Origin of the sequence: Lewinella sp. IMCC34191 (assembly GCF_003390935.1) — a bacterium.
Taxonomy (GTDB): Bacteria; Bacteroidota; Bacteroidia; order Chitinophagales; family Saprospiraceae; genus Neolewinella.
On record NZ_QNQZ01000015.1, the window covers coordinates 41,861 to 65,228 of the forward strand.

General features: G+C 57.3%; 25 protein-coding genes. 10 read left to right on the forward strand and 15 right to left on the reverse strand.

What is annotated here, in order from left to right; translation table 11 throughout:
• Window positions 1–2 precede the first annotated feature (2 nt).
• Window positions 3–1,850, forward strand: coding sequence for an arginine--tRNA ligase (gene argS / locus DRW39_RS20700; protein ID WP_116109002.1), 1,848 nt, complete (start codon window positions 3–5; stop codon window positions 1,848–1,850).
• Between the two features lie 4 nt (window positions 1,851–1,854).
• On the opposite strand, the gene DRW39_RS20705 is transcribed toward argS, so the two are convergent.
• From DRW39_RS20705 to DRW39_RS20720, 4 genes are read right to left on the reverse strand one after another with little or no spacing between them, the layout of a single operon-like run.
• Window positions 1,855–2,649, reverse strand: coding sequence for an Fpg/Nei family DNA glycosylase (locus DRW39_RS20705; protein ID WP_116109003.1), 795 nt, complete (start codon window positions 2,647–2,649; stop codon window positions 1,855–1,857).
• A gap of 47 nt (window positions 2,650–2,696) precedes the next feature.
• Window positions 2,697–3,587 (reverse strand): hypothetical protein, encoded by an 891-nt coding sequence (locus DRW39_RS20710; RefSeq protein ID WP_116109004.1) that lies wholly within the window; start codon window positions 3,585–3,587, stop codon window positions 2,697–2,699.
• 3 nt (window positions 3,588–3,590) lie between these two features.
• Window positions 3,591–4,016, reverse strand: coding sequence for a UPF0158 family protein (locus DRW39_RS20715; protein ID WP_116109005.1), 426 nt, complete (start codon window positions 4,014–4,016; stop codon window positions 3,591–3,593).
• The gene (locus DRW39_RS20720) at window positions 4,016–5,020 is read right to left on the reverse strand and encodes an SMP-30/gluconolactonase/LRE family protein (RefSeq protein WP_116109006.1); all 1,005 of its coding nucleotides are present in this window, start codon (window positions 5,018–5,020) and stop codon (window positions 4,016–4,018) included. The genes DRW39_RS20715 and DRW39_RS20720 overlap by 1 nt, the downstream gene beginning before the upstream one ends.
• Window positions 5,021–5,350: 330 nt before the next feature.
• Between DRW39_RS20720 and DRW39_RS20725 the strand changes: the two genes are divergently transcribed.
• The 4 genes from DRW39_RS20725 to DRW39_RS20740 are packed head-to-tail and all read left to right on the forward strand — an operon-like array spanning window position 5,351 to window position 9,629.
• Window positions 5,351–6,115, forward strand: coding sequence for a PPK2 family polyphosphate kinase (locus DRW39_RS20725; protein WP_116109007.1), 765 nt, complete (start codon window positions 5,351–5,353; stop codon window positions 6,113–6,115).
• A gap of 6 nt (window positions 6,116–6,121) precedes the next feature.
• On the forward strand, window positions 6,122–7,399 hold the full coding sequence (locus DRW39_RS20730) for a peptidoglycan-binding domain-containing protein (protein WP_116109008.1): 1,278 nt from the start codon (window positions 6,122–6,124) through the stop codon (window positions 7,397–7,399).
• Window positions 7,400–7,421: 22 nt separating this feature from the next.
• Window positions 7,422–7,802, forward strand: coding sequence for a hypothetical protein (locus DRW39_RS20735; protein WP_116109009.1), 381 nt, complete (start codon window positions 7,422–7,424; stop codon window positions 7,800–7,802).
• A gap of 6 nt (window positions 7,803–7,808) precedes the next feature.
• Complete coding sequence (locus DRW39_RS20740; protein ID WP_116109010.1) at window positions 7,809–9,629, forward strand: hypothetical protein; 1,821 nt, start codon at window positions 7,809–7,811, stop codon at window positions 9,627–9,629.
• A gap of 9 nt (window positions 9,630–9,638) precedes the next feature.
• On the opposite strand, the gene accD is transcribed toward DRW39_RS20740, so the two are convergent.
• Entirely contained in the window at window positions 9,639–10,496 is an 858-nt protein-coding gene (gene accD, locus DRW39_RS20745; RefSeq protein ID WP_116109011.1) for an acetyl-CoA carboxylase, carboxyltransferase subunit beta, read from the reverse strand.
• A 43-nt stretch (window positions 10,497–10,539) separates the two neighbouring features.
• Window positions 10,540–10,986: a DMT family transporter gene (locus tag DRW39_RS20750; RefSeq protein ID WP_116109012.1), complete on the reverse strand. Its 447-nt coding sequence runs from the start codon at window positions 10,984–10,986 to the stop codon at window positions 10,540–10,542.
• Between the two features lie 47 nt (window positions 10,987–11,033).
• Between DRW39_RS20750 and DRW39_RS20755 the strand changes: the two genes are divergently transcribed.
• Both DRW39_RS20755 and DRW39_RS20760 read left to right on the forward strand, forming a co-directional pair.
• Window positions 11,034–11,531, forward strand: coding sequence for a hypothetical protein (locus DRW39_RS20755; protein ID WP_116109013.1), 498 nt, complete (start codon window positions 11,034–11,036; stop codon window positions 11,529–11,531).
• A 60-nt stretch (window positions 11,532–11,591) separates the two neighbouring features.
• On the forward strand, window positions 11,592–12,902 hold the full coding sequence (locus tag DRW39_RS20760; protein WP_116109014.1) for a dicarboxylate/amino acid:cation symporter: 1,311 nt from the start codon (window positions 11,592–11,594) through the stop codon (window positions 12,900–12,902).
• Here the strand turns inward: DRW39_RS20760 and DRW39_RS20765 are convergent.
• Complete coding sequence (locus DRW39_RS20765; RefSeq protein ID WP_157976278.1) at window positions 12,892–13,398, reverse strand: hypothetical protein; 507 nt, start codon at window positions 13,396–13,398, stop codon at window positions 12,892–12,894. The genes DRW39_RS20760 and DRW39_RS20765 overlap by 11 nt on opposite strands.
• Before the next feature lie 296 nt (window positions 13,399–13,694).
• Here DRW39_RS20765 and DRW39_RS20770 point away from each other — a divergent pair, with 296 nt between their 5' ends.
• Together DRW39_RS20770 and DRW39_RS20775 are read left to right on the forward strand one after the other, a co-directional pair.
• Window positions 13,695–15,422, forward strand: a complete 1,728-nt coding sequence (locus DRW39_RS20770) for a LysM peptidoglycan-binding domain-containing protein (protein ID WP_116109016.1) — start codon at window positions 13,695–13,697, stop codon at window positions 15,420–15,422.
• 45 nt (window positions 15,423–15,467) lie between these two features.
• Window positions 15,468–16,646 (forward strand): hemolysin family protein, encoded by a 1,179-nt coding sequence (locus DRW39_RS20775; protein ID WP_116109017.1) that lies wholly within the window; start codon window positions 15,468–15,470, stop codon window positions 16,644–16,646.
• Here DRW39_RS20775 and DRW39_RS20780 read toward each other — a convergent pair.
• The 5 genes from DRW39_RS20780 to fsa all read right to left on the reverse strand — a co-directional run bounded on the left by DRW39_RS20780 (window position 16,606) and on the right by fsa (window position 20,512).
• Window positions 16,606–17,115 carry a metallophosphoesterase family protein gene (locus tag DRW39_RS20780; RefSeq protein ID WP_232830209.1) on the reverse strand — a complete coding sequence of 170 codons (510 nt, stop codon included), beginning with the start codon at window positions 17,113–17,115 and terminating at the stop codon, window positions 16,606–16,608. The genes DRW39_RS20775 and DRW39_RS20780 overlap by 41 nt on opposite strands.
• 202 nt (window positions 17,116–17,317) lie before the next feature.
• Window positions 17,318–18,883, reverse strand: a complete 1,566-nt coding sequence (locus DRW39_RS20785) for an ArnT family glycosyltransferase (protein ID WP_116109019.1) — start codon at window positions 18,881–18,883, stop codon at window positions 17,318–17,320.
• A 14-nt stretch (window positions 18,884–18,897) separates the two neighbouring features.
• Entirely contained in the window at window positions 18,898–19,455 is a 558-nt protein-coding gene (locus DRW39_RS20790; RefSeq protein WP_116109020.1) for an NADPH-dependent FMN reductase, read from the reverse strand.
• Window positions 19,416–19,772: a hypothetical protein gene (locus tag DRW39_RS20795; RefSeq protein ID WP_116109021.1), complete on the reverse strand. Its 357-nt coding sequence runs from the start codon at window positions 19,770–19,772 to the stop codon at window positions 19,416–19,418. The genes DRW39_RS20790 and DRW39_RS20795 overlap by 40 nt, the downstream gene beginning before the upstream one ends.
• A gap of 74 nt (window positions 19,773–19,846) precedes the next feature.
• Window positions 19,847–20,512, reverse strand: a complete 666-nt coding sequence (gene fsa, locus DRW39_RS20800; protein ID WP_116109022.1) for a fructose-6-phosphate aldolase — start codon at window positions 20,510–20,512, stop codon at window positions 19,847–19,849.
• Between the two features lie 230 nt (window positions 20,513–20,742).
• On the opposite strand from fsa, the gene rpsP reads away from it, so the two are divergent.
• Complete coding sequence (rpsP, locus tag DRW39_RS22840; RefSeq protein WP_116109023.1) at window positions 20,743–21,429, forward strand: 30S ribosomal protein S16; 687 nt, start codon at window positions 20,743–20,745, stop codon at window positions 21,427–21,429.
• 58 nt (window positions 21,430–21,487) lie between these two features.
• Here the strand turns inward: rpsP and DRW39_RS20810 are convergent, their stop codons facing one another.
• From DRW39_RS20810 to DRW39_RS20820, 3 genes are read right to left on the reverse strand one after another with little or no spacing between them, the layout of a single operon-like run.
• Window positions 21,488–22,321, reverse strand: coding sequence for an aminotransferase class IV (locus tag DRW39_RS20810; protein WP_116109024.1), 834 nt, complete (start codon window positions 22,319–22,321; stop codon window positions 21,488–21,490).
• On the reverse strand, window positions 22,314–23,117 hold the full coding sequence (dapF, locus tag DRW39_RS20815) for a diaminopimelate epimerase (protein WP_116109025.1): 804 nt from the start codon (window positions 23,115–23,117) through the stop codon (window positions 22,314–22,316). Before dapF ends, DRW39_RS20810 begins: the two co-directional genes overlap by 8 nt.
• The gene (locus tag DRW39_RS20820; RefSeq protein WP_116109026.1) at window positions 23,118–23,366 is read right to left on the reverse strand and encodes a hypothetical protein; all 249 of its coding nucleotides are present in this window, start codon (window positions 23,364–23,366) and stop codon (window positions 23,118–23,120) included.
• Between the last annotated feature and the right edge of the window lie 2 nt (window positions 23,367–23,368).

Below are 23,368 nucleotides of genomic sequence, written 5' to 3' on the forward strand. Positions count from 1 at the left end.
TTATGAAGACATTACCCGAACTACTGGAGTCCGGCGTCCGCGATGCCCTGCGAGTACTATACGACGCTGACGGTGCCAACCAGGAAATCACCCTGCAATCCACCCGCAAGGAATTCGAAGGAGAATTCACCGTAGTCACCTTCCCCCTTACGCGGCTGGCCCGGAAAAAGCCGGAAGTCATCGCCGAAGAGATCGGCGCTTACCTGCAGGGGAACGTCGACGAAGTGACCGGTTACAACGTGATCAAGGGCTTCTTGAACCTGGTCATTGCCGACCGCTACTGGACGAAATTCCTCCTCGATAGCGCGGTAGCCGAAGGTTTCGGTCATGTAGACGGGGGCAAGGAGCGCGTAGTCGTTGAATTCGCCAGTCCCAACACCAACAAACCCCTCCACCTCGGCCACGTACGCAATATCTTGCTCGGTTGGGCTACCAGTCAATTGCTCCAGGCGGCCGGTCACGATGTCGTACGCGTACAAATTATCAACGATCGCGGTATTGCGATCTGCAAGTCCATGCTCGCCTGGGAGCGTTTCGGCGACGGAGCAACCCCGAAGTCAAAGGGTACGAAAGCCGACCATTTCGTGGGCGGCTATTACGTCCTGTTCGAGCAGCGCTTCCAGCAGGAATACGCGGAATGGCAACAAAGCGATGAAGCCGCATCGGTGCTGGCCGAAAAGAATACGAAAGACCTTTCCCCGGAGGCGTTCTGGAAAAGCTTTAAGAATACCTACTTCAACGAGTACAGCGATCTGGGCCGCGCCGCGAAGGAAATGCTGCTCCGCTGGGAAAAGGGTGATCCGGAGACGGTCGCGCTCTGGAACCGCATGAATGGCTGGGTCTACGAAGGCTTTGACGAAACTTACGAGCGTCTCGGCGTCACCTTCGATAAGGTATACTACGAAAGCCAGACCTATCTGCTGGGTAAGGATATGGTCGAAGCCGGCCTGGACAAGGGGGTTTTCTACCGCAAGGACGATGGCTCCGTCTTCGCCGATCTTTCCGACACCAAACTCGATCAAAAGGCACTGCTGCGCGGCGACGGGACCAGCCTGTACATCACCCAGGACCTCGGTACGGCCCGACTCCGTTACGACGACTTCCAGGCCAAGCGTATGGTCTACACCGTGGGCGACGAGCAGAACTACCACTTTCAGGTGCTCTTCGAATTACTGAAGCGCCTCGAGGAGCCCTACGCCAATGGCCTCTTCCACCTCAGCTACGGCATGGTCGACCTACCTACCGGAAAGATGAAGAGCCGGGAGGGCACGGTCGTCGACGCCGATGATTTGATGGACGAAGTCATCCAGGAAGCCTACCAATCGAGCCTCGAGCGCGACGCGACGAGTGAGCTCAACGACACCGAACGTCGCGAAATCATCCGGAAGATCGGTATGGCGGCCCTCAAGTTCCAGATCATCAAAGTCGGTCCGCAGAAGCGCATGACTTTCGACCCCAAAGAGAGCGTCGACCTGCAGGGGCAAACCGGGCCTTACGTGCAGAACGCCTACGTACGCACCCGGGCGGTCTGGCGCAAAGCGGGTGACCGCGACCTCTCCGCCGCCGATCAGTACCGGGAATTGCAGCCCGCCGAGCGGGAACTGATCAGTCAGCTTTATGCCTATCCTACGCTACTGCAGGATGCGGCGGCTAACTACGATCCCTCGGTCGTAGCCATGTTCTGTTACGAGCTGGCTAAGAACCTGCACAAATTCTGGCACGACGTCAGTATCCTCAATGCGGAGACCGAAGCGGCGGTCGCCTTCCGCCTGCAACTTTGCCAGGCCGTCGGAAATGTCCTACGTTCGGGGATGGGCATACTTGGTATAGACATGCCGGAGCGCATGTAGGCGGTTACTCGTGGCCGCTTTGCCAACCCGCTACGTAGTAGGTGGTCCGGCCGGCTACTTTGGTGATCTTCACCTCGCCGATGCCTTCGGGGCCAGGCTTGCCTTCTTCGCGCCATACGTGCCAGAACCAGTCTTCCGGATAGTCTTTATAATAGGGTGCGTTGTCAACCCCGTACTGCATGACCGCCATGGTCTCTGCGTGGATCGCGGTCAATTGTTCGCGGCTCAGGTCACAGGCCCGGGCCGCCGGGTGGATCCGGGTACGGTAGCAAATTTCATCCGCGTACAGATTGCCTACTCCGGCCAGAATGGACTGGTTGAGTAGCAGCCCCTTGATGGTGGATTTGCGATTGCTTACGGTCTCCAGCCAGGTGTCCAGATCCAGGTCCAGGGCGTCCGGACCGAGCTTGATCTCGTCGATGTACGCGTCGCGGTCTTCCAGGTAAAGAATGCGCGCGAATTTCCGCGGGTCGTTGAAGCCCAGGGTATTGCCGTCGGCGAAGTGCAGCGCAAAGCGCTCGAACTTGTGGCGGTCTTCCGGTTCCTGGTACAAATTGAGATCTCCCGTCATGCCGAAGTGCAGCAGGAGGGCGTGACCGTTGTCGAGATTCGCGAATAGATATTTTCCCCGTCGGAGGGTGTCGACGATGGTCCGACCGGTCAGGCTGTCGATGAAGACCGCGCCGGGCATATTCCGTATAATGAAATCATCGTGAACCGTCACCGACGCGATGGTCTGTCCGGTAGCGGCGGCATCGAAGTAGAGCTTGAAATTGTGAACTTCGGGAAGTTCCGGCATGGATCCTTTTTCTTGCCTAACGATTATCGGCCGGGAGGGTTGCGGCCTTACAGCAGTCCGAATGCCTTCTGCTCCACGAGCAGGTATCCTTCGTCCTCTCCGCCGAATTTGGCAAAGTATTCTTTCACTCCGGGTAATTCGGACCCTTCGAAATCGAATCGCGATCCCGGACAGCCGGCATCCCGCGCCATCACCAACGCCAGTAGACGGCTCATGCCTCTTCGCTTACGGCCTAGTTCGGTGGACACGGGAGCCAGGTTAATGGTGCGGCCCCCGAAACGGGGAAAGAAACCGGCGGCCAGCAGTTCTCCATCCTCGCGTAATTGGTAGCAAGCCCCGAAGCCCCGTCGTTCTACCTCGAGCATCAGCCGTTCCAGGACGGAGAAATGCTTTACGTTGATGCCCTTTCTTCCGCCCAGTAATTTCCGGTTCAGGTCCGCATGATGCTCGGGCGAAAAGCGCTCCAGGCTGTCGCTACCGCTTTTCCGTAGAAGAGACTGTAGCGTTTTAGGAAAGCCTTTGACGACCTGCGGCATGGGGACGGACAAATCAACGACGTAGTTAATCCGCCGGCGGTACCGGTATCGTGCCGGAATGGCCGCCGGGTTGACGTCGGGACGAATCGGCAGGGCGATTTGGACCCGTTGGGGAACCGCCCGCAGTAAGGAAGTGATGGCTTCGTCGGTAACTGTGCCGTATGGTCCCAATTGTTGGGTGTAGGCGGGAGAAATAATGGCGGGAACGATTCGCGCCCGGCGCAAATCAGGCAGCGGCAACACCAGCCGGTAATCATCAACGACCAGCGCATCCCAATGTCCGTCGGTTACCGTGTCCAACCACCACGTCAGTCCGTAGGGCAGGGGGCGTGCATCCTCGCCAACCAAGGCGTTCCACCGGTCCTCATCAATATCTCTTCTTCGTAACCGGCTGATCCGCATACTTTATTCGCGATCTTCCACCAAACTTTCCCGCACGTATTCCGTGTACCGCTCCTGGCGAAATTGCCGCCACCGCTCGTAGTTTTTAGGAAAGCGACGCAGCTCAGACTTAAAATTCTGGAAGGGGTTGGGGCGCTTGAGGGCGTAGGTCAGGGCTTGCCACAGTTCCTGGTTGCGTACCCGATCGGTGAAGGCGGCCATGATTTTGATCGCGTCCGCGGCGGGCAGGCGTTCGATGTGTATGTACGCGTCGGGGTCCGTGCTGACATCCTGCATAATGGCCTCGAAAATTTCCGGATCGGCACGTACGTTCCGCTCGGGATCGTCGGCGACCAGCATGCGTCCGTGTTCGCGGTGCACGTACACTTCCATGCCTCGCCGTATGGCGGTGGCCGCTTCGTTGATGTCGTTGTCGTTAAGCTGAATCATTAAGGTATAAGTTGTACGCGCAAAAGGCGGTCGTCATTCGTGAGGTAAAGCCAGTCTTCTTCCGGCGAAAGGGTCACGTTGGATACGGGACCCGTACTTTTTAATTTGGCAATCAACCTGCCGTCCGGCCGGACTACCCACACGCCGCCGGGAGCAGTCGCGAAGACGTTTCCGCTGCGGGAGACCGCCATTCCGTCCGGGTAACCCGGTTCCTTGTTAACCAGTTCGGATCCGTCGATGAGAATGGAGGGCTGCCCCAGCGTCCAGTCCGCCTTAACGGGGGTAGCGGTCACGATGGGACGCTCGCCGTAGGAGTTGCTGATATAAAGCGTCTTTTCGTCCGGACTCAGCCCGATCCCGTTCGGCCGCTCGTACGCTTTTGTCAGGAGGCTAACCTGGCCACGGGGATCGACGCGGTAAACCCCAAAGAAGCCCATCTCGCTTTCTACGCCGGCCGGCAAGCCGTAGGGTGGGTCGGTGAATAGGATGCTGCCGTCATCCGCTACGACCAGATCGTTCGGGCTATTGAAGGCCTTGCCCTCAAAATGGTCCGCCACCACTTCGTAGCGGGCCTCCGGTCGTTCGGTGGAGGTAAGCATACGGGCAATGCGGCGACTACCGTGTTGGGCCAGCAGCAGTTCCCCCGCTTCGTTGAGGGTCAGTCCGTTGCTTCCCGGTTCCTTGCTGTAGTCATCCGCGGCCGCGCCGCTGTTGCTAAGCCAAACCTCGCTACCGCTGCCGGTCCAGCGCATAATTTGGTTCCGCGGAACGTCGGAACAGATAACTACCCCGCTCGGCAACACGAGCGGACCTTCCGACCAATCCATCCCTCCAAAGAGAAACTCCGCATGAAGCCGATCGCCGAATAACTGGCCGGCCAACTCCTCGTCGTGTACCTCCAGGCGTAGGCCGGTCTCCGGTCCTTCCGGAGGTTGTTCGGGCAGCGGTTTGGATCGGCATCCGAGAAAGGAAAACAACGCTATGACCAGGGGGAGGTAACGCATGCCGCAAAACTAGGGAATTTGGGCGGCGTGCGCAGGTATAGCGTCCGTGGTTTTCGAAATGACTTTTTCACCATCGATCATTGCCAGCCGGAACGGCCAGGATTCTGGGTTATGATTAAGGGGGTAGAAGACTTTTGGCCGGTCGGCAGGAACCGTCTGTAGTAAAGGCGATCCCTGATTTTTCGCCTTATACCCGGTTTACTCCTATTTCAGGCTCACAGTATACCGGTAGCTCCCGTCCGGTAATTCGTTTTTTACCTGCGCTCCGCCGCCCGAATGCTTCAGGTTTCGTATCCTGTGTCCGAACCCACTCACTAAATCACCGTATCCATGCCCCAGCCCGTCGACCTATCTAAATATGCTACCCGTGCCCCGGACGACCTGGATCGCGACGAGGCAGAAAAAGAAACCGAAAAGCGGGTGAAACGGATCGGGGAACTTATGGAAAAGGTCAAGGCCAATGGGGAGCATGCCGTCCTGATCGTTCTACAGGGTATGGACGCCGCCGGAAAGGACGGGGCCATGCGGCACGTATTCGGGCAAGTACCGCCTTATGCACTGCGTACGGTAGCCTTTGGAAAACCGACCGACGAGGAGTTCGATCACGATTTTCTGTGGCGGATACACCAGCACGTCCCGGCGAAGGGCGAGATGGTGATCTTTAACCGCAGCCACTACGAAGACGTCCTCATTCAACGCGTCTACGGGTGGATTGACGAGGAGCAGGTCAAGCGCCGCATGGAAAGCATCAACGCCTTCGAGAAGTTGCTGCAGTACGATAACAGCACCCTCATCCTTAAATTTTACCTCCACATCAGCAAGGATCAGCAAAAGGAGGAACTGATGGAACGCGTAGAGGAGGAAGAGAAATACTACAAGCACAAGGACGGTGACTGGCGGGAACGCGAGAACTGGGACGAATACCGGGAAGCTTACCAGGACGCGATCTCCCACAGCGATATCCGCTGGCATATCGTCGGGACCGATCAGCGATGGTATCGCAACTACCGGATGAGCCAGATCGTGGTGGAAGCGCTGGAAAATTTGGATATGGATTGGCCCGAGCTTGTGACCAACGGCAATTACGGGGAATAAAGCACCGTGAGAAAGGTACTGCGGCTGGGGAGGGTAGATGAGGATGTTCGGTTTTTGGAAGCGGAAAAAGCCGCTTTCCTGGATCGATACCACCACCGGCACGGCTTTGCAAACGGCGAGATCCGCTTTCGCGACGATAGCCGCAACTGCTGGTATTACTGGGAAAACCTGGCCGGCGGACCTATCCGTGATCTGACCTCATTTCTGCAGCAGGCGGGATTCATGCCCTACGCAAGCCACGACGGCATCTTCGGCTACGTGACCCAGGCGGCGGTGCGGCTGTTTCAGGAGTACGTTCGTACCGTCAGCCACGCGGATCAACACGCTCGTCGCTCCCCACCGTGCTGGCCCGATGGGGTCGTAGGACAGGATACGCGATCCTATATCGACGACTGGAAGCGACGCGGACTGCGATGCCGTTGGTCGAATGGAGAACAGTCGCCGGATCATAAACGGTGGATTGGCTGGCTTAAGGCTGCCACCGCCCATTACCGCAGCCATCCGACCCCTTCGATGAAGCGGTTGGGGCAGACTACGCGGCGCGGCGATAGCTTGCCCCCCGCGGCGTGGACGTTCGCACCCGATGATACCCACCTGATCGGTGTTCGTCGCAATGCCGGGGAACGGATGGCATCGGACCGCCGCCCCCCGGATGATCTCTTCATCCTGCTTCTCGCCGGACAGACCTTCTATTTCTGGGGGTCGACCGATCCGAATCCCAGCCCGGGTCGGGAAGGCTTCCTCGTGGAGGGGCAACACCGTTACCGGCTCAACTGGCACAACATCGGCCAACAGCGGCGCGAAAAGATCTACAAAGCGGCCCGCCCGGCAGGGGAGGGGGTGATGGTCATCCGCGACGTGCACGGCCACGACGCCCTGACGGATGCCAACCGTCGTGACGGATTTGACGTGCAGCCCAACCCGACCTTCAATATTCACTGGAGCGGTATGGGCATCAGCAACTGGAGTGCCGGCTGTCAGGTGATCAGCGGAAAGAATTACCGCAACGATTCCGGTGACCTGATCAGTTGCGCGGACTACGTAGCCCGGACCGATCGGGAGCGCGGGGAGCGGCGCAGCGAGCAGGGACCCCGACTAACGATGGGCGCCTATACCGTGCTAAGCGATCTGGTGCTATGCTATACCCGGCAGCAAAATTTAGCGGAAAAGCCTACCTTTCTGTACACACTCATACCGGAAGAGGCCTTTGACGAGGTGGACGGCATTCGTCGGTCCGAGCTTTCCGATACGGTGCAAAGGCTACGCTCCGAAGGCTTCTTCTAAACACAAATCATAATCCCCAACCATGGCGGAGAACAAATCACTGTGGGACTTCATCGAGGACATGGCAACGCTGGACGTCGTCACCCTCACCGGCAACCTGACCGTAAAGGTCAATGATCTGCAGACGGAGGGATCCATCGACGGAACGGACAAGCCGATCAAGTTTGCCGGCATCATGCAGCAACTGGAAGGAAACATCCTGAAGAAGGACGCCAAAATCAGTGCCCTCGCTGCTACCCACGTATCCATCGACAAGGATACCGTGACCTTCGTCAAGGAAAATCTTTCCCCGGAGGAGGCCGTTTATCTGGACTTCCACAACGAGACCGTCAAGGCGGCGGGCATTGCGCGGGCGGCCATGGCCGACGGTATTGCCAAGCTCTTCGTCGGAAACAAAAAGTAGCCGATAGTGCGGGTTACCGAGCTCATCGAGGGTGCCCGCCGTCTGCAGGACGGGAAACAACGCGAAAGGGGAGCGGCCCAGGTACGTACGGCCGTCGAAGAGGAGATGCCCTTACGCTACGCGATGCCCCTGCCTCCGGAGGTGGAGACTACATTCCATCGCCGGGGCCAGCCGACGCGAACCCGACGCGGGCAGTGGCACGAACTCGTTCAGCACCTGACCGACCTGGCGTATCTGCGGCCTACGGAACTACAGGCTTGGCACGAACACCGGGAAGCGAGCAATCCGCCAACGGAAGAATTACTGCGGGCGGTAGTTGGAGGTGTGATAAATTTTGTCACAGAAGACGATTACGCCCCCCTTCGGATGCTTCCGCCACCGCCTGCCTTGTCGCTTAGGGAGCAAATAGAATGGACGGAGCGCTATCTGTCTACGGTCGTATTTCGCCTCTCGCAGCTAACAAGCTTCGACAATGAGCTCCCGGTCCGGACGGACTATCGCGTTGGGGAGCCAACGGCCTACGGACGCTCGCTGGCTTTTCGGATGCGGGCGCTGTTCTTTGATTACCGGAGCGCCCGCCATACCACCCGACGAAAGATCTATTTCGACGCTTCTTTACTTCCTCAGTTGGTTGCACTCACGTCATTCATTGCCGGTGCATCGACCCTGGCCCCTTCGGCCGGCGATGAGGGCGTGGACCCGGAATTGCAACGACTGCTACTCGACGGGGACCACCTCTTCGATGCCTATCGCGCGCAAAATCGGGTCGGTCCGGATGGATCCGGTCGAATGTACCTTCAGTACCGGCTCCGGGCGGATAGTCCGCCCGTGGACGAGGCAGCGGATCGTCGGGAAGGTCGCCTGCGCCGTCGGGCGGAACGCTGGGTGCGGCGGAACGACGACCGACTAGATACCGGCAGCAATCATTTTGGGGTGCGGCTGATGCAGTTGAGCCTGTGGCGGGCAGGTTTCTACACCGGCCGGCTGGACGGCGATGTTGGCCTGCTCACCCACCTGGCTTTAATTGGACTCATCGAGCAGGAGCGGGAATACGGCAACATTCGGGACCGCCGACTGGATCGCGTGCTCCTTCCGGTGACTGAAGGGACCGACTGGGTAGTCGACTTCAAATTACTGGCTCGCCTACTCGAACGCTACATCCCGCCGCCGCTCGAGGAGGCTAAACGGGAGGAAGACGAAATATGGGAGCGAATCCGCGCGTCGGGGCAGGAAGAGCAGCTTGACGAAGCTTTCGTCAGCCGGCAGCGCGAAGTGAAGCCCTACTACGGGGAGCTTGCCCGGCACCCCGCGCGGCGGGTGTACTACGGGATTCGGGGCCTGATCCGGGGAGCCTTCCGGGCGGTCGGGCGCATCATCAAATGGGTCGGTGGGGTAGTGGAGGAAGTACTCGGCGCGGTATTTGACTTTGTCAAATCTCTGGCGAAGCGACTGCAAGAGGGCATCGGCATGTTTCTGGCCGGCTTTCGGTTTTTTGCTCACTACCTGCTGGGTAGACCGTTCATATCCTTGGGGGCGGAAGGAGAGGCCGGGCAGCACCCTGTACTATTTACCCGCTTTCGTATTGATTTCGATGTGGTTTCCTTCATCGATCGCGGGGCGGGTACGGAGGACGTAGCCCGGCATATGGCATACTTGCAAAGAACGAGAGCGGGCGCGACGTACTTTCTCGATGTCGTGGCCACCTGCTTGCAAACGGTAGCCCTGCTACAACCCCCCCTGGGCTGGTTGCGGCTGGCCGTTCTTCTGGCGCGGGTCGTACATGGTTTTCTACGGGACGATACCCGGCCCGCGAGAGCGGTTGCCTGACTTAGCGGATTAGGCCGGTTTCTGGGCTGCTTCGAAGAGATGGAGCAGATCGCCCAGTCGACCTTTAAGTTCGGAGCGGTCGACGATGAAATCCAGGAAACCGTGCTCGAGCAGGAATTCTGACGTCTGGAAACCTTCCGGCAATTCTTTCTTGATGGTTTCCTTCACGACACGTGGGCCCGCGAAGGCGATCAGGGCTTCCGGCTCGGCCAGGTTGATGTCACCGAGCATGGCGTAGCTGGCGGTGACGCCCCCGGTGGTCGGATCAGTCATCAGGCTGAAATAGGGGACACCCGCACGGGCCAGTTGACTCAGCTTGGCACTGGTTTTGGCCATCTGCATCAGGCTGAAGGCCGCTTCCATCATGCGGGCTCCGCCCGTCTTGCTGATGATCAGCAGGGGAGTGCGGGTTTTGAGGGCCTCGTCGATGGCGAAAGCAATCTTTTCACCCACTACGCTGCCCATGCTGCCGCCGATAAAGCTGAAGTCCATGCAGGCAATCAGGAGGGGGCGGCGGTTGAGTTTCCCGCGGGCGACACGAATCGCATCAGCCAGGCCAGTTTTTTTCTTGGCCGCCTTCAGGCGGTCTTTGTAGGATTTGAGGTCCTTAAACTGCAGGACATCCACGGCTTCCATATCCGCTTCGTATTCCTCGAAATTACCGTCGAAAATGAGGTTAAAGTATTCTTCCGATCCGATGCGCTCGTGGTAGTTGCAGCTCGGGCATTTGAAATCGTTCTCCCGCAGTTCCTTGCGGGTGACCGTTTCACTGCACCGCGGGCACTTATACCATAGTCCTTCCGGCGCTTCTTTTTTGTTCCGCGTTGCGGTCTGGATACCGTCCTTGAGTCGTTTAAACCATCCCATAGGGCGCAAAGGTACGTTGACCGCCGGACCTGGCCAATCGGATTTAGTTCGTTCTGAGCAGGACCACGCCCCCGATTACGGCCGCGATTCCCAGGATGCGTAGCCAATTGACCGGATTCTGCGGGATTCCGAGTAAACCGTAGTGATCGATTACCAGGCTGAAGATCATCTGCCCGGCCACCGTCAGGCCGATGGTTACCGCCACCCCCAATCGAGGGGCCAGCACGATAATGGCGAAAACATAGAAGCCGCCGAGGACGCCCCCCATCCAGTAATACCAAGGGATTTCGAAAGCCCGGCGGACACTCCCCAACTGGACCCCCGTGAGGAGGCAATAGGCGAGGAGCGCGATCCCTCCGGTAACAAAGGAAATCAGGGCTCCGTAGACGGCGCTGCCCACGGCTTTCCCCATGCCGCTATTGAGGCCGGCCTGTACCGCCAGCATGGCTCCGGCTACGACGGCCATCAAAAAAAGGAGGAATTGCTGCATGGGCCTCGGTGGTACTACGTATGTTTGTCGCCGCAAAGTAGAAACTAATGCTGAGAGAGTTTAATACCCTGACCGCCGAAGAGCAGCAGGTAATGTTCGATGCCATCCCCCTGATCACCATTCTGGTGGGCGCCGCCGATAATCAGCTCGACGAAGTCGAGCTGACCGAAGCGCAGCGACTGGCCGACATCCGCAGCTACAATAATCGTGGTCGTCTGAATGCCTACTACGAGCAGATCGATGAAGGCCTGACTGACCGCATCCAGGAGCTGTACAACGGCATGACGAATGGCGTCGAAGCCCGGGAAAAGTACATTGTCAAGCAACTGAGCAAGCTCAATACGATCCTGCCTAAGCTACGCGAACCCTACGGCTACCTGTATTACCACAATTTCCGCACTTTCGCGCGGCATATCGCGGAGTGCCACGGCGGCTTCCTTCGCTTCATTACGGTGGGGCCGAAAGAGGCTAAGGTGATGGAACTTCCCATGCTCCACCCGGTCCCCAAGCCACCGGAGGACGAGTTCCCCAATCTGCTCGGCTAGCCGAAGGCGTTTTGTTATGTGCCGCCGCCCGGGCTATTTTGACCCAACCAAATGAAACCTATGAGCAAGCTGGCACTCCATTGGCAAATCTTAATCGGCATGGCCCTGGGGGTGGGCTTTGGCGTCCTCGCGGCCAGTTTGGGCTGGGGCGACTTCGTTAGCGATTGGGTCAAACCCTTCGGCACGATCTTCATCAACAGCCTGAAGCTGATCGCAATACCCCTGATCGTTGCTTCCCTCATCAAGGGGATCACCGATTTAAAGGATATTTCCAAGCTCAGTACGATGGGCGTTCGTACCATCGGTCTCTACATCGGTACGACCGTAGTGGCGATCGTCGTAGGCCTGCTGATCGTGAATATCGTGGCTCCGGGTCGCAGCATCAACGAAACCACCCGCGATAACCTGCTTAACGATTTCGCGCAGGACGCCGGTAACCAGATCACCGCCGCCAGCGCGCAGGCCGAGTCTGGTCCGCTACAACCGCTGGTGGACCTCGTACCGGATAACATCGTCGCCGCCGCCAGCAGCAACGGGAATATGCTTCAGGTGATCGTGTTTGTCATTTTCTTCGCCGTGGGGCTTATCCTGATCGATCCAAAGCGGGCCCAGCCGGTAAAGGACTTTTTCGATGGCGTCAACGAGGTAGTGCTCAAGCTGATCGATCTCATTATGCTCGCCGCACCCATTGGGGTTTTCGCGCTCTTGGCGTCCCTCGTGGTGGAAGCACCTAGCAAAGACTTATTCGTGGCGCTCATCATGTACAGCCTTTGCGTATTGCTCGGCCTGGGTATTATGATCTTTGGGGTATACCCGATGCTCGTCAAGGTATTCACCGGTCGGAGCTACCGCAATTTCTTTGCCGGCATGAGTCCCGCGCAACTACTCGCCTTCAGTACGAGTTCGAGCGCGGCCACCTTACCGGTCACCATGGAGCGGGTGGAAGAGCATTTAGGTGTTGACGAGGAGGTGACCAGCTTCGTGTTACCCATCGGCGCTACCATCAATATGGACGGAACCAGTCTTTACCAGGCTGTCGCGGCGGTGTTCATCGCACAGGCGTACGGCATGGGATTGGACCTGGGCGACCAGATCACGATCGTCGTTACCGCCCTGGCGGCCAGCATCGGTTCGGCTGCTGTGCCCGGGGCCGGCATGGTTATGCTCGTCATTGTGCTCGGCCAGGTGGGGATCCCCGAAGTGGGGCTGGCCCTGATCTTCGCCGTCGACCGTCCGCTGGATATGTGTCGTACCGTGGCCAACGTCACGGGTGATGCCACGGTGGCTATGCTGGTTGCCAAATCCGTTGGTAAGCTTGGGGAACCCCGAGAGCGGCAGCTGGACGACTATTATCCGAACGCTAGTCGGTAGCCGGCCCGACCGCGATGTTGGCCAGCCGGTAGTAGCCGTCGGTAATCTCCATTTCAGGCACAAAGCCCAGCGGAACGTCTCCGCCGTCGCCCACCTCGTCCAGCAGGCGCACACCGAATGCGTATTCTCCCGCGGGAAAATCCTCGGGAACCAGGAAATCGTAACTGAGCCAATTCGCCAGGTGCAGTTCACCAACGGTATTCGCCCCCGAGGGCAGGGAATAAACCTTGGCTTTCGGACCGGTCAGGATCGCCTCCATCGTATAGCGCGCATTTGGATCTACGCTGCCTACCGTGCGCCACTCCATCTGCACATCGAATTTTTCACCGGGGGCAACGGTTTTAGGGATGGTGAGGGCATACACGTAGTGGCCCACTCCGTCGACCGGCTTGGTCACGACCTGGTCGCTTAGGTCGATGTTCTGCCGGTCTTCGTTCCCGCATGAAAATAGGCACAGCAGAATGGAAAGGAGCAGGTAAGGGATAGGAGGCGTCATGGTCATAAGATCACGCGAAGCATGCTTAATGTTTGCCCCGCAAAGATGTTAAACGCCATCCCCGGCCGAACTACCGTTACCCGTTACGTATTTGTCCATATAATATGGGGACTTCCCACCCTGTATGCCGGATAGGCCAGCCAAAATCCGGATTCTGCCTACCTTGTTGTGTGGCTTCCACCCGGAGGCTTGCTATTGACCGGGTAAGGAAGAAAAGCGGACGGACACGTTCGCTTCCTCCTATTCCGTTTTTGTTAGAGTCACTGTACAACTTACGACGCCAAACCACTTAGTAGATGAGATCACTTTTCGTAATACTTGCCAGCCTGTGGTGGGGGCAAGGCTACGCCGCACAGGTCTATCTTCTTTTCAGCCAAGAATGCGGGGAACGTATTCGCTACGAACGCACGGTGGAGGATGTCGCCCAGATGGACTACTTTTCCTATAGTTTGCCGGCCGGCTTCGGTATGCGGATGCTACTGGAAACCGACGCCGCCGGCGCAACGGTCCGTAACCGCCGCCCCGAGGAGGCGCTTTCCTGTGCCAGTTTTACCATAACGGAAGATCAGGCGGCACGCATTAACGACGGGGTGGATCACCTATTTATGCTGACAGCTTTACCAGACGGTGGTTACCGCCAGGAACCCGTACTTATGGCGGCCATCCTGCATGAGATGGACGGTCGCATCAGCTATCGGTCGCCCCTGGCTTCCTATTCATTCGACCGGGAAAACAGCGTCATTGGTGTCAATTTGGATACGGGAGAAGAAGGCGCGGATGTTCAATTCGAAGGACAGCAGGGTAGCGGCTGCGAACGAACCTACCTCCTCCGGCAGCATAAGCCGGGAACCGCCTATCCGTATATGACGTACCGCATCGCTCCCGATCTGGGTGTGGTCGAACGTCACCTGACCGGCGACGGCCGCTTTAGCAAGGGTGAGTCCATTGTTGCGGTCCATGTAAATCAGCAAGGGCTTTCGGAGTATTTACAGGGCAACTGCGAAAAGTCCACCCCGGCGACCACCTTCGTTCCCCTCTACATCGAGCCCGACCCCGTAACCGCCGCAAATCCAGCCGGCCCACAAATCGCCGAGGCGGAGACCAAAACCGTCGAACCTACGCCGACTACCGCTTCGAGCGGAGCGGCGTACACTACCACGCCATCCATTACCGCCGAACCGGCAACGATACACACCGTCTCCGCCGGTGAAACCCTTTATGCCATTTCCCGTCGCTACGGGGTTACCGTCATGGAAATTCAACAAGCCAATCAGCTCAGCGGCAGTACGATTAATATCGGGCAGCAGCTGGTGATAGCCGGCAGCAGAGCCACGGCACCGGCACCGGCAACTTCGCAAGTAAATATTCCTCCGTCCGCGGATCCGATGCCTACTCCTGCCCAATCCTCCCAAGTGCAGGTGGTCGTCCCCCCCGCGGCCGACGCGCAGCCACCTTTAAACCCGTCTTCGTCCACACCACAGCCCGTGTACGGTAGCGAAAACACTTCCGAATATCACGTTGTAAAAGCAGGGGAAACATTCGCCAGTCTTGCCAGACGCTACGGCTACACTACCGAGCGCTTCAAGGAATTCAATAACATGTCGGAAGCACCCGTGGCGCTGGTCGGTCAGCGATTAAAAACAAGCCACTGCAGTTGTCCGCCGACAGCGGAAGAGAATAGTCGACCGGCGCCAGCTACCACGGTGGATGTCCCCTCCGCTCCCGAAGATTATCCCGTCTCCTATCCCACTTCCCAGCCGGTTGTGCCTCCGTCACAGTACCAACCCGTGAGTACGATGGACGAAGGCGGTACGAACGAGGAGGAATACAGCAGGCCGAATATCGGTCCACCTGCCTACGGCGCCCCGCTGGAGCAAGACCGCGCCGTTCACGTTGTCAAGGACGGAGAAAGCCTTTACGGTATTGCCCGGCAATACCGGATGACCGTAGAGGAACTAAGGGAGTTGAACGAATTACTACCTGCTGACGTGATCGTTCCTTACCAAAAGCTATACGTAAACTAATGGGGGACTAACCGACTTCTAGCATAGCAGCCCCAAACTTCCTTCATGGTCCTCCTTCTCATTTTTGCGCTTTTTGCTATCGCCTTCAGTTTCCTCTGTTCGATCTTCGAGGCGGTACTACTTTCTATCACCCCTAGCTACGTTCAGATTAAAGTCGAGGAAGGGGGCCGGACGGGCGAACTACTGCAGCGGTTTAAGCGGGAGATCAACGAGCCGCTTACCGCTATCCTTTCCCTGAATACCGTCGCTCACACCGTAGGTGCCATTCTAGTAGGTGCTCAGACCGGCGCTGCTTTTGGAGAAGGGGGGTTTGAACTTCCCCTCATCGGCGCTACCGTGTCGTACGAAGTACTGGTCAGTGTCGTGATGACGATCGCGATCCTCATTTTCTCCGAAATCATTCCGAAGAACCTGGGTGCGACCTACTGGAAATCACTCGCACCCTTCACCGTGAAATCCCTGGACATCATGGTGAAGATTTTTAAAGTGCTTGGCGTAGTCTGGATCTCTAACAAAATTAACGTACTCATGGGTGGGGGAGACGCCCACTCGACGGCACTGACTCGTGTTGAATTTGCCATGATGGCTGAAGCCCAGACCAGGGAGGGGCAGCTTAAGGAGGAAGAGGGCAGAATTCTGCGCAACTTGCTGGAATTCGAATCCCTCACCGTACACGATGTAATGACGCCCCGCACGGTGGTGGTCGGAGCCTGGTCCAAATTGACCATTCGCGAATTTTACGAAAAATTCGACTCCAGCCCCTTCAGCCGTTATCCCATTTTCGGCGAAACCCGCGATCAGGTATTGGGATACGTACTCAAGGATATGGTCTACAAGGCGATCATAGAAAAGCGGGACGATGAGCCCGTTCTTGAACTAGTCCGGGATTTGCTTACCGTTCCCCAGGATACCTCCATTCACCAGCTGATCAACCTCATGCTGGAGCGTCGCCAGCCCGTGGCGTTAGTCGTTGACGAATTCGGCGGAATGGAAGGGCTAGTCACCATGGAGGACGCGATGGAAACGCTGCTGGGCCTGGAAATCATGGACGAGATGGACAGCACCCAGGATATGCAACGGTTGGCACGCGAGCGCTGGAAAGCCCGTGCCCGGGCGATGGGACTGGATATTCCCGAGCAGCAACAGGATGGCCTCTCGGACGGCGCTAAAGCAAGCGATACGCCTAAGACCGGGGGATCGCAGCCCGTAAACCAAGCTCAATAACTTCCGGCCGGATTACTATTCCCCCTTCAATACGGAAACGTAAGGCCGTACGCATTTGATGAAAGCCGTGGCGACCGCAGGCGCCGGGGTTCATATGCAGCACCCCTAATTTTTTATCCATCATCACTTTGAGGATGTGGCTATGGCCGCATATATAAAGATCCGGCTTTTGCTCCCGCAATACGTCTCTTACCCTGGCCGTGTACCGACCCGGGTAACCGCCGATGTGTGTCATAAATACGCGTAAACCGGACACCGTGAAATCCTGATTGAGAGGTAGGCGCCCACGGATTTCGGTGTCATCAATATTACCATACACTGCCCGCACCGGTTTGAACGCCTCAAGCTGGTCCAGTACCGCGGGATCGCCGATATCACCGGCGTGCCACAGTTCGTCGCAGGACTCAAAGTGCTTTAACAGGTCAGGGTCCAGGTAGGAGTGGGTATCGGAAAGAAGGCCAATCTGCATTATTCGGAATTCTTAGGCGGTATTTGCCAATGTTCAGGTTGCCGGCTACCGTCAGCTCAATAATCGGGACGGCGAATCTACCTTCATTGCCCTACGCGGCCTCGGAAGTGGAGAATATGAAATCGGTAGCGAAATAACCCAGAAACCACGATAAGTCAACGAGGCAAAAAATAACAAAACGATCCAACGGGGCTGACCTGGATCATCTGATCGAAGCTGGATAAACCCCAATGATAATGTGCCCTCCCGGGGCCATTTCCACGATTGGGTAAGCGAAGATGTCTTCCCGGGCCAGGGCTTGCTCCCGGTGTGTGGGATAGTAAAATTCAGTGGCAAAATAATCCGCTTCGTGCCACTTATCGACTTCCCTATACTTCACCCGTGTCTCCGGAGGTAATGCGCGCAAGTTCGTCATGCAGGCCCACCCGTGACATTTTACGTTGCGGTATTCCCCCTCCGGAATATCGCGCCCGATCATCTCGAACGCCCTGCGGTAGCTAACACCCCAGTAATCGAGTTCGTACTGGTCGAGTAAACTCGGGCCGTTCCACACCGACTGATTAAAGTAGACCTGCTGGTGTGGGTGTATACGCACCATCGTGAAAAACGTAAGCGCGATACCGCCACCGAGCACCACCGCAGTAATGCGTGGCTTCCATTCGTACGCCTGATGCAATCCAACCATGGCGATATACAAGAGGCCCGGATATATAAAGTAAAGATGCCGCCAGCCCTGGTATAAGCGGGCTTGCAGAATCAGGGCGGCCAGTAAAGGGGCCAGGGTCAGGCCGAGCATTAGTAGGTCGGTCCGTCCCGCGGGATTATTGTAGAGCTGCAGTCGACGAAGCGATTGCCACAGCCCCACGATTACCACGACCAAACCAATCGCCATAAACAGGAGATAAGCAATCGGCGTAGTTAGCCCGATCCAGGTGGGAAGGTAATACCAGGGTATAGTGCCTGGGTTAAGGGTTTCACCCATGAATAGCACCATGCCGTCCCAGTGGTAGTCCGCAACATTGGTTACCGATCGCAAGAGTCCATCTCCCTGATCCATGTATATGTGCGGGTTCCAGAGCGCGCCTATGGGGAGTGCTATCACGAAATAGGTCAGCAGTTGTCCTGATTTATGGCGAAGCGCTGGGGCAGTAAAGGCGTCGTAAGCAACCAAGACCACCGTGGCCATCGGAACCAGAATGCTGGCCTGACGACTACCCAGAAGAATACCCGTGGCCAGCGCGTGCAGCAGCAAACTCCCCCGCGTACGTAGCTTCAAGTAGCGAACGAGGGTAAAGGTAGCGACCGTGTAGAGGGACAGCATCACGACGTCCTTGGGGTCGAAGAAGGCGTGGGCGAACATGCGCGGACTCAAGACGAGCATCATCGCTCCGACCAGGGGATACCATTGTCTATCCGGCCAGCGATAGCGTAGCAGGCGGTGAAAGGCAATGACCGCGGTGAAAAACAGTAGAAATTGCAGGATGTGCCGCAGTCGGAAATAGGTGAACTGACTTCCATCAAGTCCGAGGACGATCTCCGTCAAGAGTGAAGTCGCGGGGAAGAACATCCCGTAGGCAGGCATGGCTCGATATAACCTCTCCAAACGAGGTGCTTCGAGATCAAATAAGTCCGCCCAGTAGGTTAGCATCACCCGTCCGTGATCGCGTTGCAGCGCCTCGTCCATGCTTACCCCGTAGTCGTCGAGGATGAATAAACCGATGACCAGAAAAGCTAAGAAGAATAGCGCGGTAGTCACTCGGCGGATCACGGTGTACGATTGAGTTAGCTCAGTAAATCGAGGGCTGCTGCCAGCAAAGATCGGCTTTCCCCCTCTTCCAAGTCCCCATTTTCCGCAAATTTCAGGTCAGCTTGTGCTAGAGGAACGTTGGCCGGAATGCGGGCATGTAGTGCTTGTAGCGACCATAGTAGCGACTGCATAACGTGCTCACCGCGGGGAAGGGTAGGGGGAAAAGTTATGGGTAGCACCATTTTTCCATCGGCCTCTCCGGAGGTCGCCAGCCAATCGAGCGCGTTTTTTAGCACTCCGGGAAGGTTGTCCAGGTAGGCAGGCGTACTAATAATTATAGCCCGGGCTTGCCGCCACTGTTGCCGCCACGTCAGGACCATCTCCGGCCAAGGAGACCGATCGAGATCCGGTTGATAGACGGGAAGTTGGGCGGGGTTGATCGACCGGATCAGACGCACCGGTGTCAAATTCGCGCAGGCGGACAGTAATAGACTGTTCTGGCTATCCGGTTGGGGAGAACCCGAAACCGTTAGAATATAGGGGAGGGGAGGAATTAGTCTTCCTCTTCGTCGGACTCGTCGTCCTCTGCTAATTCATCGAGGTCGATGTCGGCTTCCTCGATTTCATCGTCGTACTTATCACCGTACTCTTCGCGGGCTTCGTCGGTCAGCATGCCGTCGTCATCGTAATCATCATCGTCTTCGATGATCAGCTGAGCTTCGGACTTCGTCATCCGAATCAGGTAATACTTCTCCGTCGTTTCGAAGGGGAGGGCACTTGCAATCTTGCCGTTCACGTCGGTGAAGCGGATCAGGTTACGCTCGAAGCCGTTGGGATAATTCAGCTTTATCTGCTCAAGCAGCTCATCGTCGAGCTTGTCGTAATTCTTGATGACACGGGGCTTGCTCATATCAGGGGATAGGTCGTTCGGTGGTTTATGGAACGGGGCGCGAATGAAATTTCGCGCCCCGCCATGAAAGTTAATTATTTGGCTACGCTCAGCGATTGCTTGTGGTCGGCAAGGAATTTTTCCAGTCCGCTATCGGTGAGCGGGTGCTTAAACAAGCTGTCGAAGCTGCTCAGCGGGCAAGTTACTACATCGGCACCGGCTTTAGCGGCTTCGACGATGTGCTTACCGCTGCGGATAGAGGCGGCGAGAATCTGGGTTTCGAAGCCCTGGATCGCGTAAATCTCGGCGATATCCGAGATGAGGGTCATGCCTTCCCAGCCAATATCGTCGATACGACCGATGAATGGGCTGACGTAGGTAGCACCGGCTTTGGCAGCCAGTATGGCCTGGCCCGCACTGAAGACCAGGGTACAGTTGGTGCGGATACCGTTTTCGGTACACCAGGCCAGGGCCTTGACACCTTCGCGGATCATCGGGATCTTGACTACGATATTGTCGGCAATCTTGACCAGCTCGCTGGCCTCGCGCTTCATGCCTTCCAGGTCGGTGCTGATGACTTCTGCACTGACGTCGCCATCGGTGATCTTGCAGATTTCAGCGTAATGGTTACGTACGTTCTCTTCCCCGCTGATGCTTTCTTTAGCCATCAGGCTGGGGTTGGTGGTTACGCCATCAAGGATGCCGAGGCTTTCGGCTTCGCGGATGTCATCGAGGTTGGCGGTGTCTATGAAGAATTTCATAAGTAGGTGATTTGTGTCTTTAATTGGGGCTAACATACCACCGCCCGGGATGTTTCCCAGCATTCTGGCTAATATCCGGCCATCTTCGGGCGATATTTTCGTCCCGATCACTTTTCCGATGAGTATTGTTAGTGTAAGTCGACCAATATGCGTACCTTTGCGGCCGGCAAACCGGCTGCCCCCTGGCGGGAGTAGGCCGGTCTTCTATAACAAAAGGACAATACGTCACCATGCCAGTTAAAATTCGCCTCCAGCGCCGGGGCCGCCGCAAGCGCCCATTCTACCATATCGTCATCGCGGACGCCCGTGCCCCCCGCGACGGTAAGTTTATCGAAAAGATCGGTACCTACAACCCGATGACCGTTCCCGCTACGATCGAGCTGGACCGCACCGCAGCCTACGACTGGCTGATGAAGGGAGCGCAGCCCACAGACACCGTTCGGGCCATCCTGCGTTTCAAAGGAGTTCTTTACCGTAAGCACCTGATGCGCGGAGTGGAGAAGGGCGCCCTGACCCAGGAAGAGGCCGACCAGAAGTTCCAGGAGTGGATCGATTCCAAGGAAGGAACCGTCGCCGAGCGTCGCGCCGCCCAGGAAAAGAAGGAGGCCGAATTCCGCGCCTCCGTATCCGGTACGCCTCCCCCCGAGCCTGAGCCCGAAGCCGCTCCCGCTGAAGAAACCGAGGCTACCGATTCTGCCGAAAGCGAAGAGACCGCCAAGCCCAGCGCCACCGCCGAGCTTGATGCCGCACTCGCTGAAGGGGCCGGATCAACCGAAGAAAGCCGTAAGGAAGCTGCTGACGTAGCCGGCGAGGCCAAGGCCGAAGCTGACGCCGCGGAAGCTGCCGGTGAAGCCCTCGAAGAAGCCAACGAAGGTGAAGGTGATGCCGCCACCGGTAACATCGACAAGGAAGTCTAATCAACAGCACTTCCCATGCCGGAAGCCCCATCAGCTCACCGCTGATGGGGCTTCTGCTTTATACGTATTCCCGCCAGGCCGCCATCAGTTGGCGGGTCACCGGCCCGGGCGATCCGTAGTCGCGCGTGGCGAAGCGGTCTCCTCCCAACACTTTCGTGATCGGCATGGCTCCCTTCACCGAACTGCATATAATAGCCTCGTCGGCTTCCAGCAGGTCCGTTACCGAAACCGATCCTTCCTGCGTAGCAATACCGAGGCTTGCCGCCACGCGTAACAGATGCTTGCGCGTAATGCCGAGCAGGACGTTTTCCCCGGGCGTCATTAATACTCCATCGCGGACGATAAAGAAATTGGACCGGTCGCTTTCCCGTACGTGGTCATCGCGGTCGACATAAAGTGGATACTGGGCACCAACTTTCTTAAGCGTCGGTTGCAGTCGAATTCCTTCGATGTAATCGATCGACTTCACTTGTGGAAGCTGTCTTTCGTAGACGTGCAACAGGGCGGTGCAGCCCTTTTGATAGAAATGGGGAGCGGGTGCTGAAAAGGCATAGGGTAGCGCCAGTAAATTCGGTGCCTGGGGGGTGTATCCGTCTTCCGCGTAGCCTCCCGTGAGGACGAATCGAATCCCGCCATCTCCTACGGTGTTACGGCCGATTAGCTCGCGGACGATCTCTTCCAATTCCCGATCGGAGAGATCGAGGGGAAGCCGGAGTCCATCAGCGCTTCGGCGAAAACGAGCCAGGTGATCGCTAATGAAGCGGGGCTCCCCCCCTTCGTATCGGAAGTAATCGAAGACGCCATATCCACGGAGGATAGACAGGTCGGAGACGTGCAAGGCCGCCTTCTCGCGGCTTGTATAGACTCCATTGAAGTAGACGGTATCAAGCATCCGCTAAAGGTAGCGTTCCGCTGAAAACAAAGGTAGCGGGTCCGATCAGCCGGATATGCTGAAAGGTCGACCCGACGCGTTCCCCGGTTACCGCCAGTTCCCCTCCACGCGCCCGTACGCCGAGGTGGAATTTTCCGGAGCCCCGTGGCTCTCGCCGGTATAGTTCGCCGATGGCCGCGGCCGTCACGCCCGTCCCGCAGGCAAGGGTTTCGTCTTCCACCCCCCGTTCATACGTTCCGATGCGCAGGCCTTCCGCGTCGGCTTCGACGAAATTGACGTTGATACCGTTGGTGGCAAAGGGGGGCGAACGGCGTATGCTCCGACCGGAGGTGGGCACATCTATCTCATCCAGGTTCGGAACGAAGCGCAGGTAGTGGGGAGAGCCGGTATCCAGGATCAGGTCTTCGCCGATACGTTCGATGGTATTGACATCCTGCATGCCAAGCGCCACGGTACCGTTCTCCAGGATGGTGGCATCGTGGGGCCCGTCGATCGCTAGAAAACGGTAAGTCGTGCGTTCGATGCCGCGCTCGCGGGCAAAGCGGACGATGCAGCGTCCACCGTTTCCGCACATGGTGCTCTCCCGGCCATCGGAGTTATAGTAGATCATCCGAAAATCGAACTCGCCATCGCCGGGCGCCAACAGCATCAGGCCATCGGCACCTACGCCGAAGCGCCGGTCGCAAATGCGCGCGATGTCCGCCTGGGTAAGGCGCGGGAGGAGCAGTCGCTCCCGGTCGTCGCAGATCACGAAATCGTTTCCCGCGCCCTGGTACTTAGAAAATTCAATGACCATCTAATTGTCGCGTTGCTGATGAAGGGTATCGGCGGCGGCCCGTTCGCGTTCTGCTTTTTCCTGGTAGTACCCGCGCGATTCCGGTTGTTCCAGGGGATCGTCGAACCCAACGGGAACGTCCATCGTGTAGTGGCGGTAGGCGGCCAGTGCCGCTAGAAACAGGATTATCACCAGCCCGATAAGGGAGATGCGCCAGCCAAATATGTTGCCGGAGGAGGAGTCGGAGGAATTGTCGTATGGAGAGAACACGT

What these genes read in the sequence shown, in the direction of transcription:
- argS (WP_116109002.1), top strand. Translation starts at nt 3, where the DNA reads ATGAAGACATTACCCGAACTACTGGAGTCCGGCGTCCGCGATGCCCTG.
- DRW39_RS20810 (WP_116109024.1), bottom strand. Translation starts at nt 22,321, where the DNA reads ATGCTTGATACCGTCTACTTCAATGGAGTCTATACAAGCCGCGAGAAG.
- DRW39_RS20755 (WP_116109013.1), top strand. Translation starts at nt 11,034, where the DNA reads ATGCTGAGAGAGTTTAATACCCTGACCGCCGAAGAGCAGCAGGTAATG.
- DRW39_RS20710 (WP_116109004.1), bottom strand. Translation starts at nt 3,587, where the DNA reads ATGCGGATCAGCCGGTTACGAAGAAGAGATATTGATGAGGACCGGTGG.
- fsa (WP_116109022.1), bottom strand. Translation starts at nt 20,512, where the DNA reads ATGAAATTCTTCATAGACACCGCCAACCTCGATGACATCCGCGAAGCC.
- DRW39_RS20770 (WP_116109016.1), top strand. Translation starts at nt 13,695, where the DNA reads ATGAGATCACTTTTCGTAATACTTGCCAGCCTGTGGTGGGGGCAAGGC.
- DRW39_RS20765 (WP_157976278.1), bottom strand. Translation starts at nt 13,398, where the DNA reads ATGACGCCTCCTATCCCTTACCTGCTCCTTTCCATTCTGCTGTGCCTA.
- DRW39_RS20795 (WP_116109021.1), bottom strand. Translation starts at nt 19,772, where the DNA reads ATGAGCAAGCCCCGTGTCATCAAGAATTACGACAAGCTCGACGATGAG.
- DRW39_RS20775 (WP_116109017.1), top strand. Translation starts at nt 15,468, where the DNA reads ATGGTCCTCCTTCTCATTTTTGCGCTTTTTGCTATCGCCTTCAGTTTC.
- DRW39_RS20720 (WP_116109006.1), bottom strand. Translation starts at nt 5,020, where the DNA reads ATGCGTTACCTCCCCCTGGTCATAGCGTTGTTTTCCTTTCTCGGATGC.
- accD (WP_116109011.1), bottom strand. Translation starts at nt 10,496, where the DNA reads ATGGGATGGTTTAAACGACTCAAGGACGGTATCCAGACCGCAACGCGG.
- DRW39_RS20760 (WP_116109014.1), top strand. Translation starts at nt 11,592, where the DNA reads ATGAGCAAGCTGGCACTCCATTGGCAAATCTTAATCGGCATGGCCCTG.
- dapF (WP_116109025.1), bottom strand. Translation starts at nt 23,117, where the DNA reads ATGGTCATTGAATTTTCTAAGTACCAGGGCGCGGGAAACGATTTCGTG.
- DRW39_RS20705 (WP_116109003.1), bottom strand. Translation starts at nt 2,649, where the DNA reads ATGCCGGAACTTCCCGAAGTTCACAATTTCAAGCTCTACTTCGATGCC.
- DRW39_RS20735 (WP_116109009.1), top strand. Translation starts at nt 7,422, where the DNA reads ATGGCGGAGAACAAATCACTGTGGGACTTCATCGAGGACATGGCAACG.
- DRW39_RS20715 (WP_116109005.1), bottom strand. Translation starts at nt 4,016, where the DNA reads ATGATTCAGCTTAACGACAACGACATCAACGAAGCGGCCACCGCCATA.
- DRW39_RS20750 (WP_116109012.1), bottom strand. Translation starts at nt 10,986, where the DNA reads ATGCAGCAATTCCTCCTTTTTTTGATGGCCGTCGTAGCCGGAGCCATG.
- DRW39_RS20725 (WP_116109007.1), top strand. Translation starts at nt 5,351, where the DNA reads ATGCCCCAGCCCGTCGACCTATCTAAATATGCTACCCGTGCCCCGGAC.
- rpsP (WP_116109023.1), top strand. Translation starts at nt 20,743, where the DNA reads ATGCCAGTTAAAATTCGCCTCCAGCGCCGGGGCCGCCGCAAGCGCCCA.
- DRW39_RS20780 (WP_232830209.1), bottom strand. Translation starts at nt 17,115, where the DNA reads ATGCAGATTGGCCTTCTTTCCGATACCCACTCCTACCTGGACCCTGAC.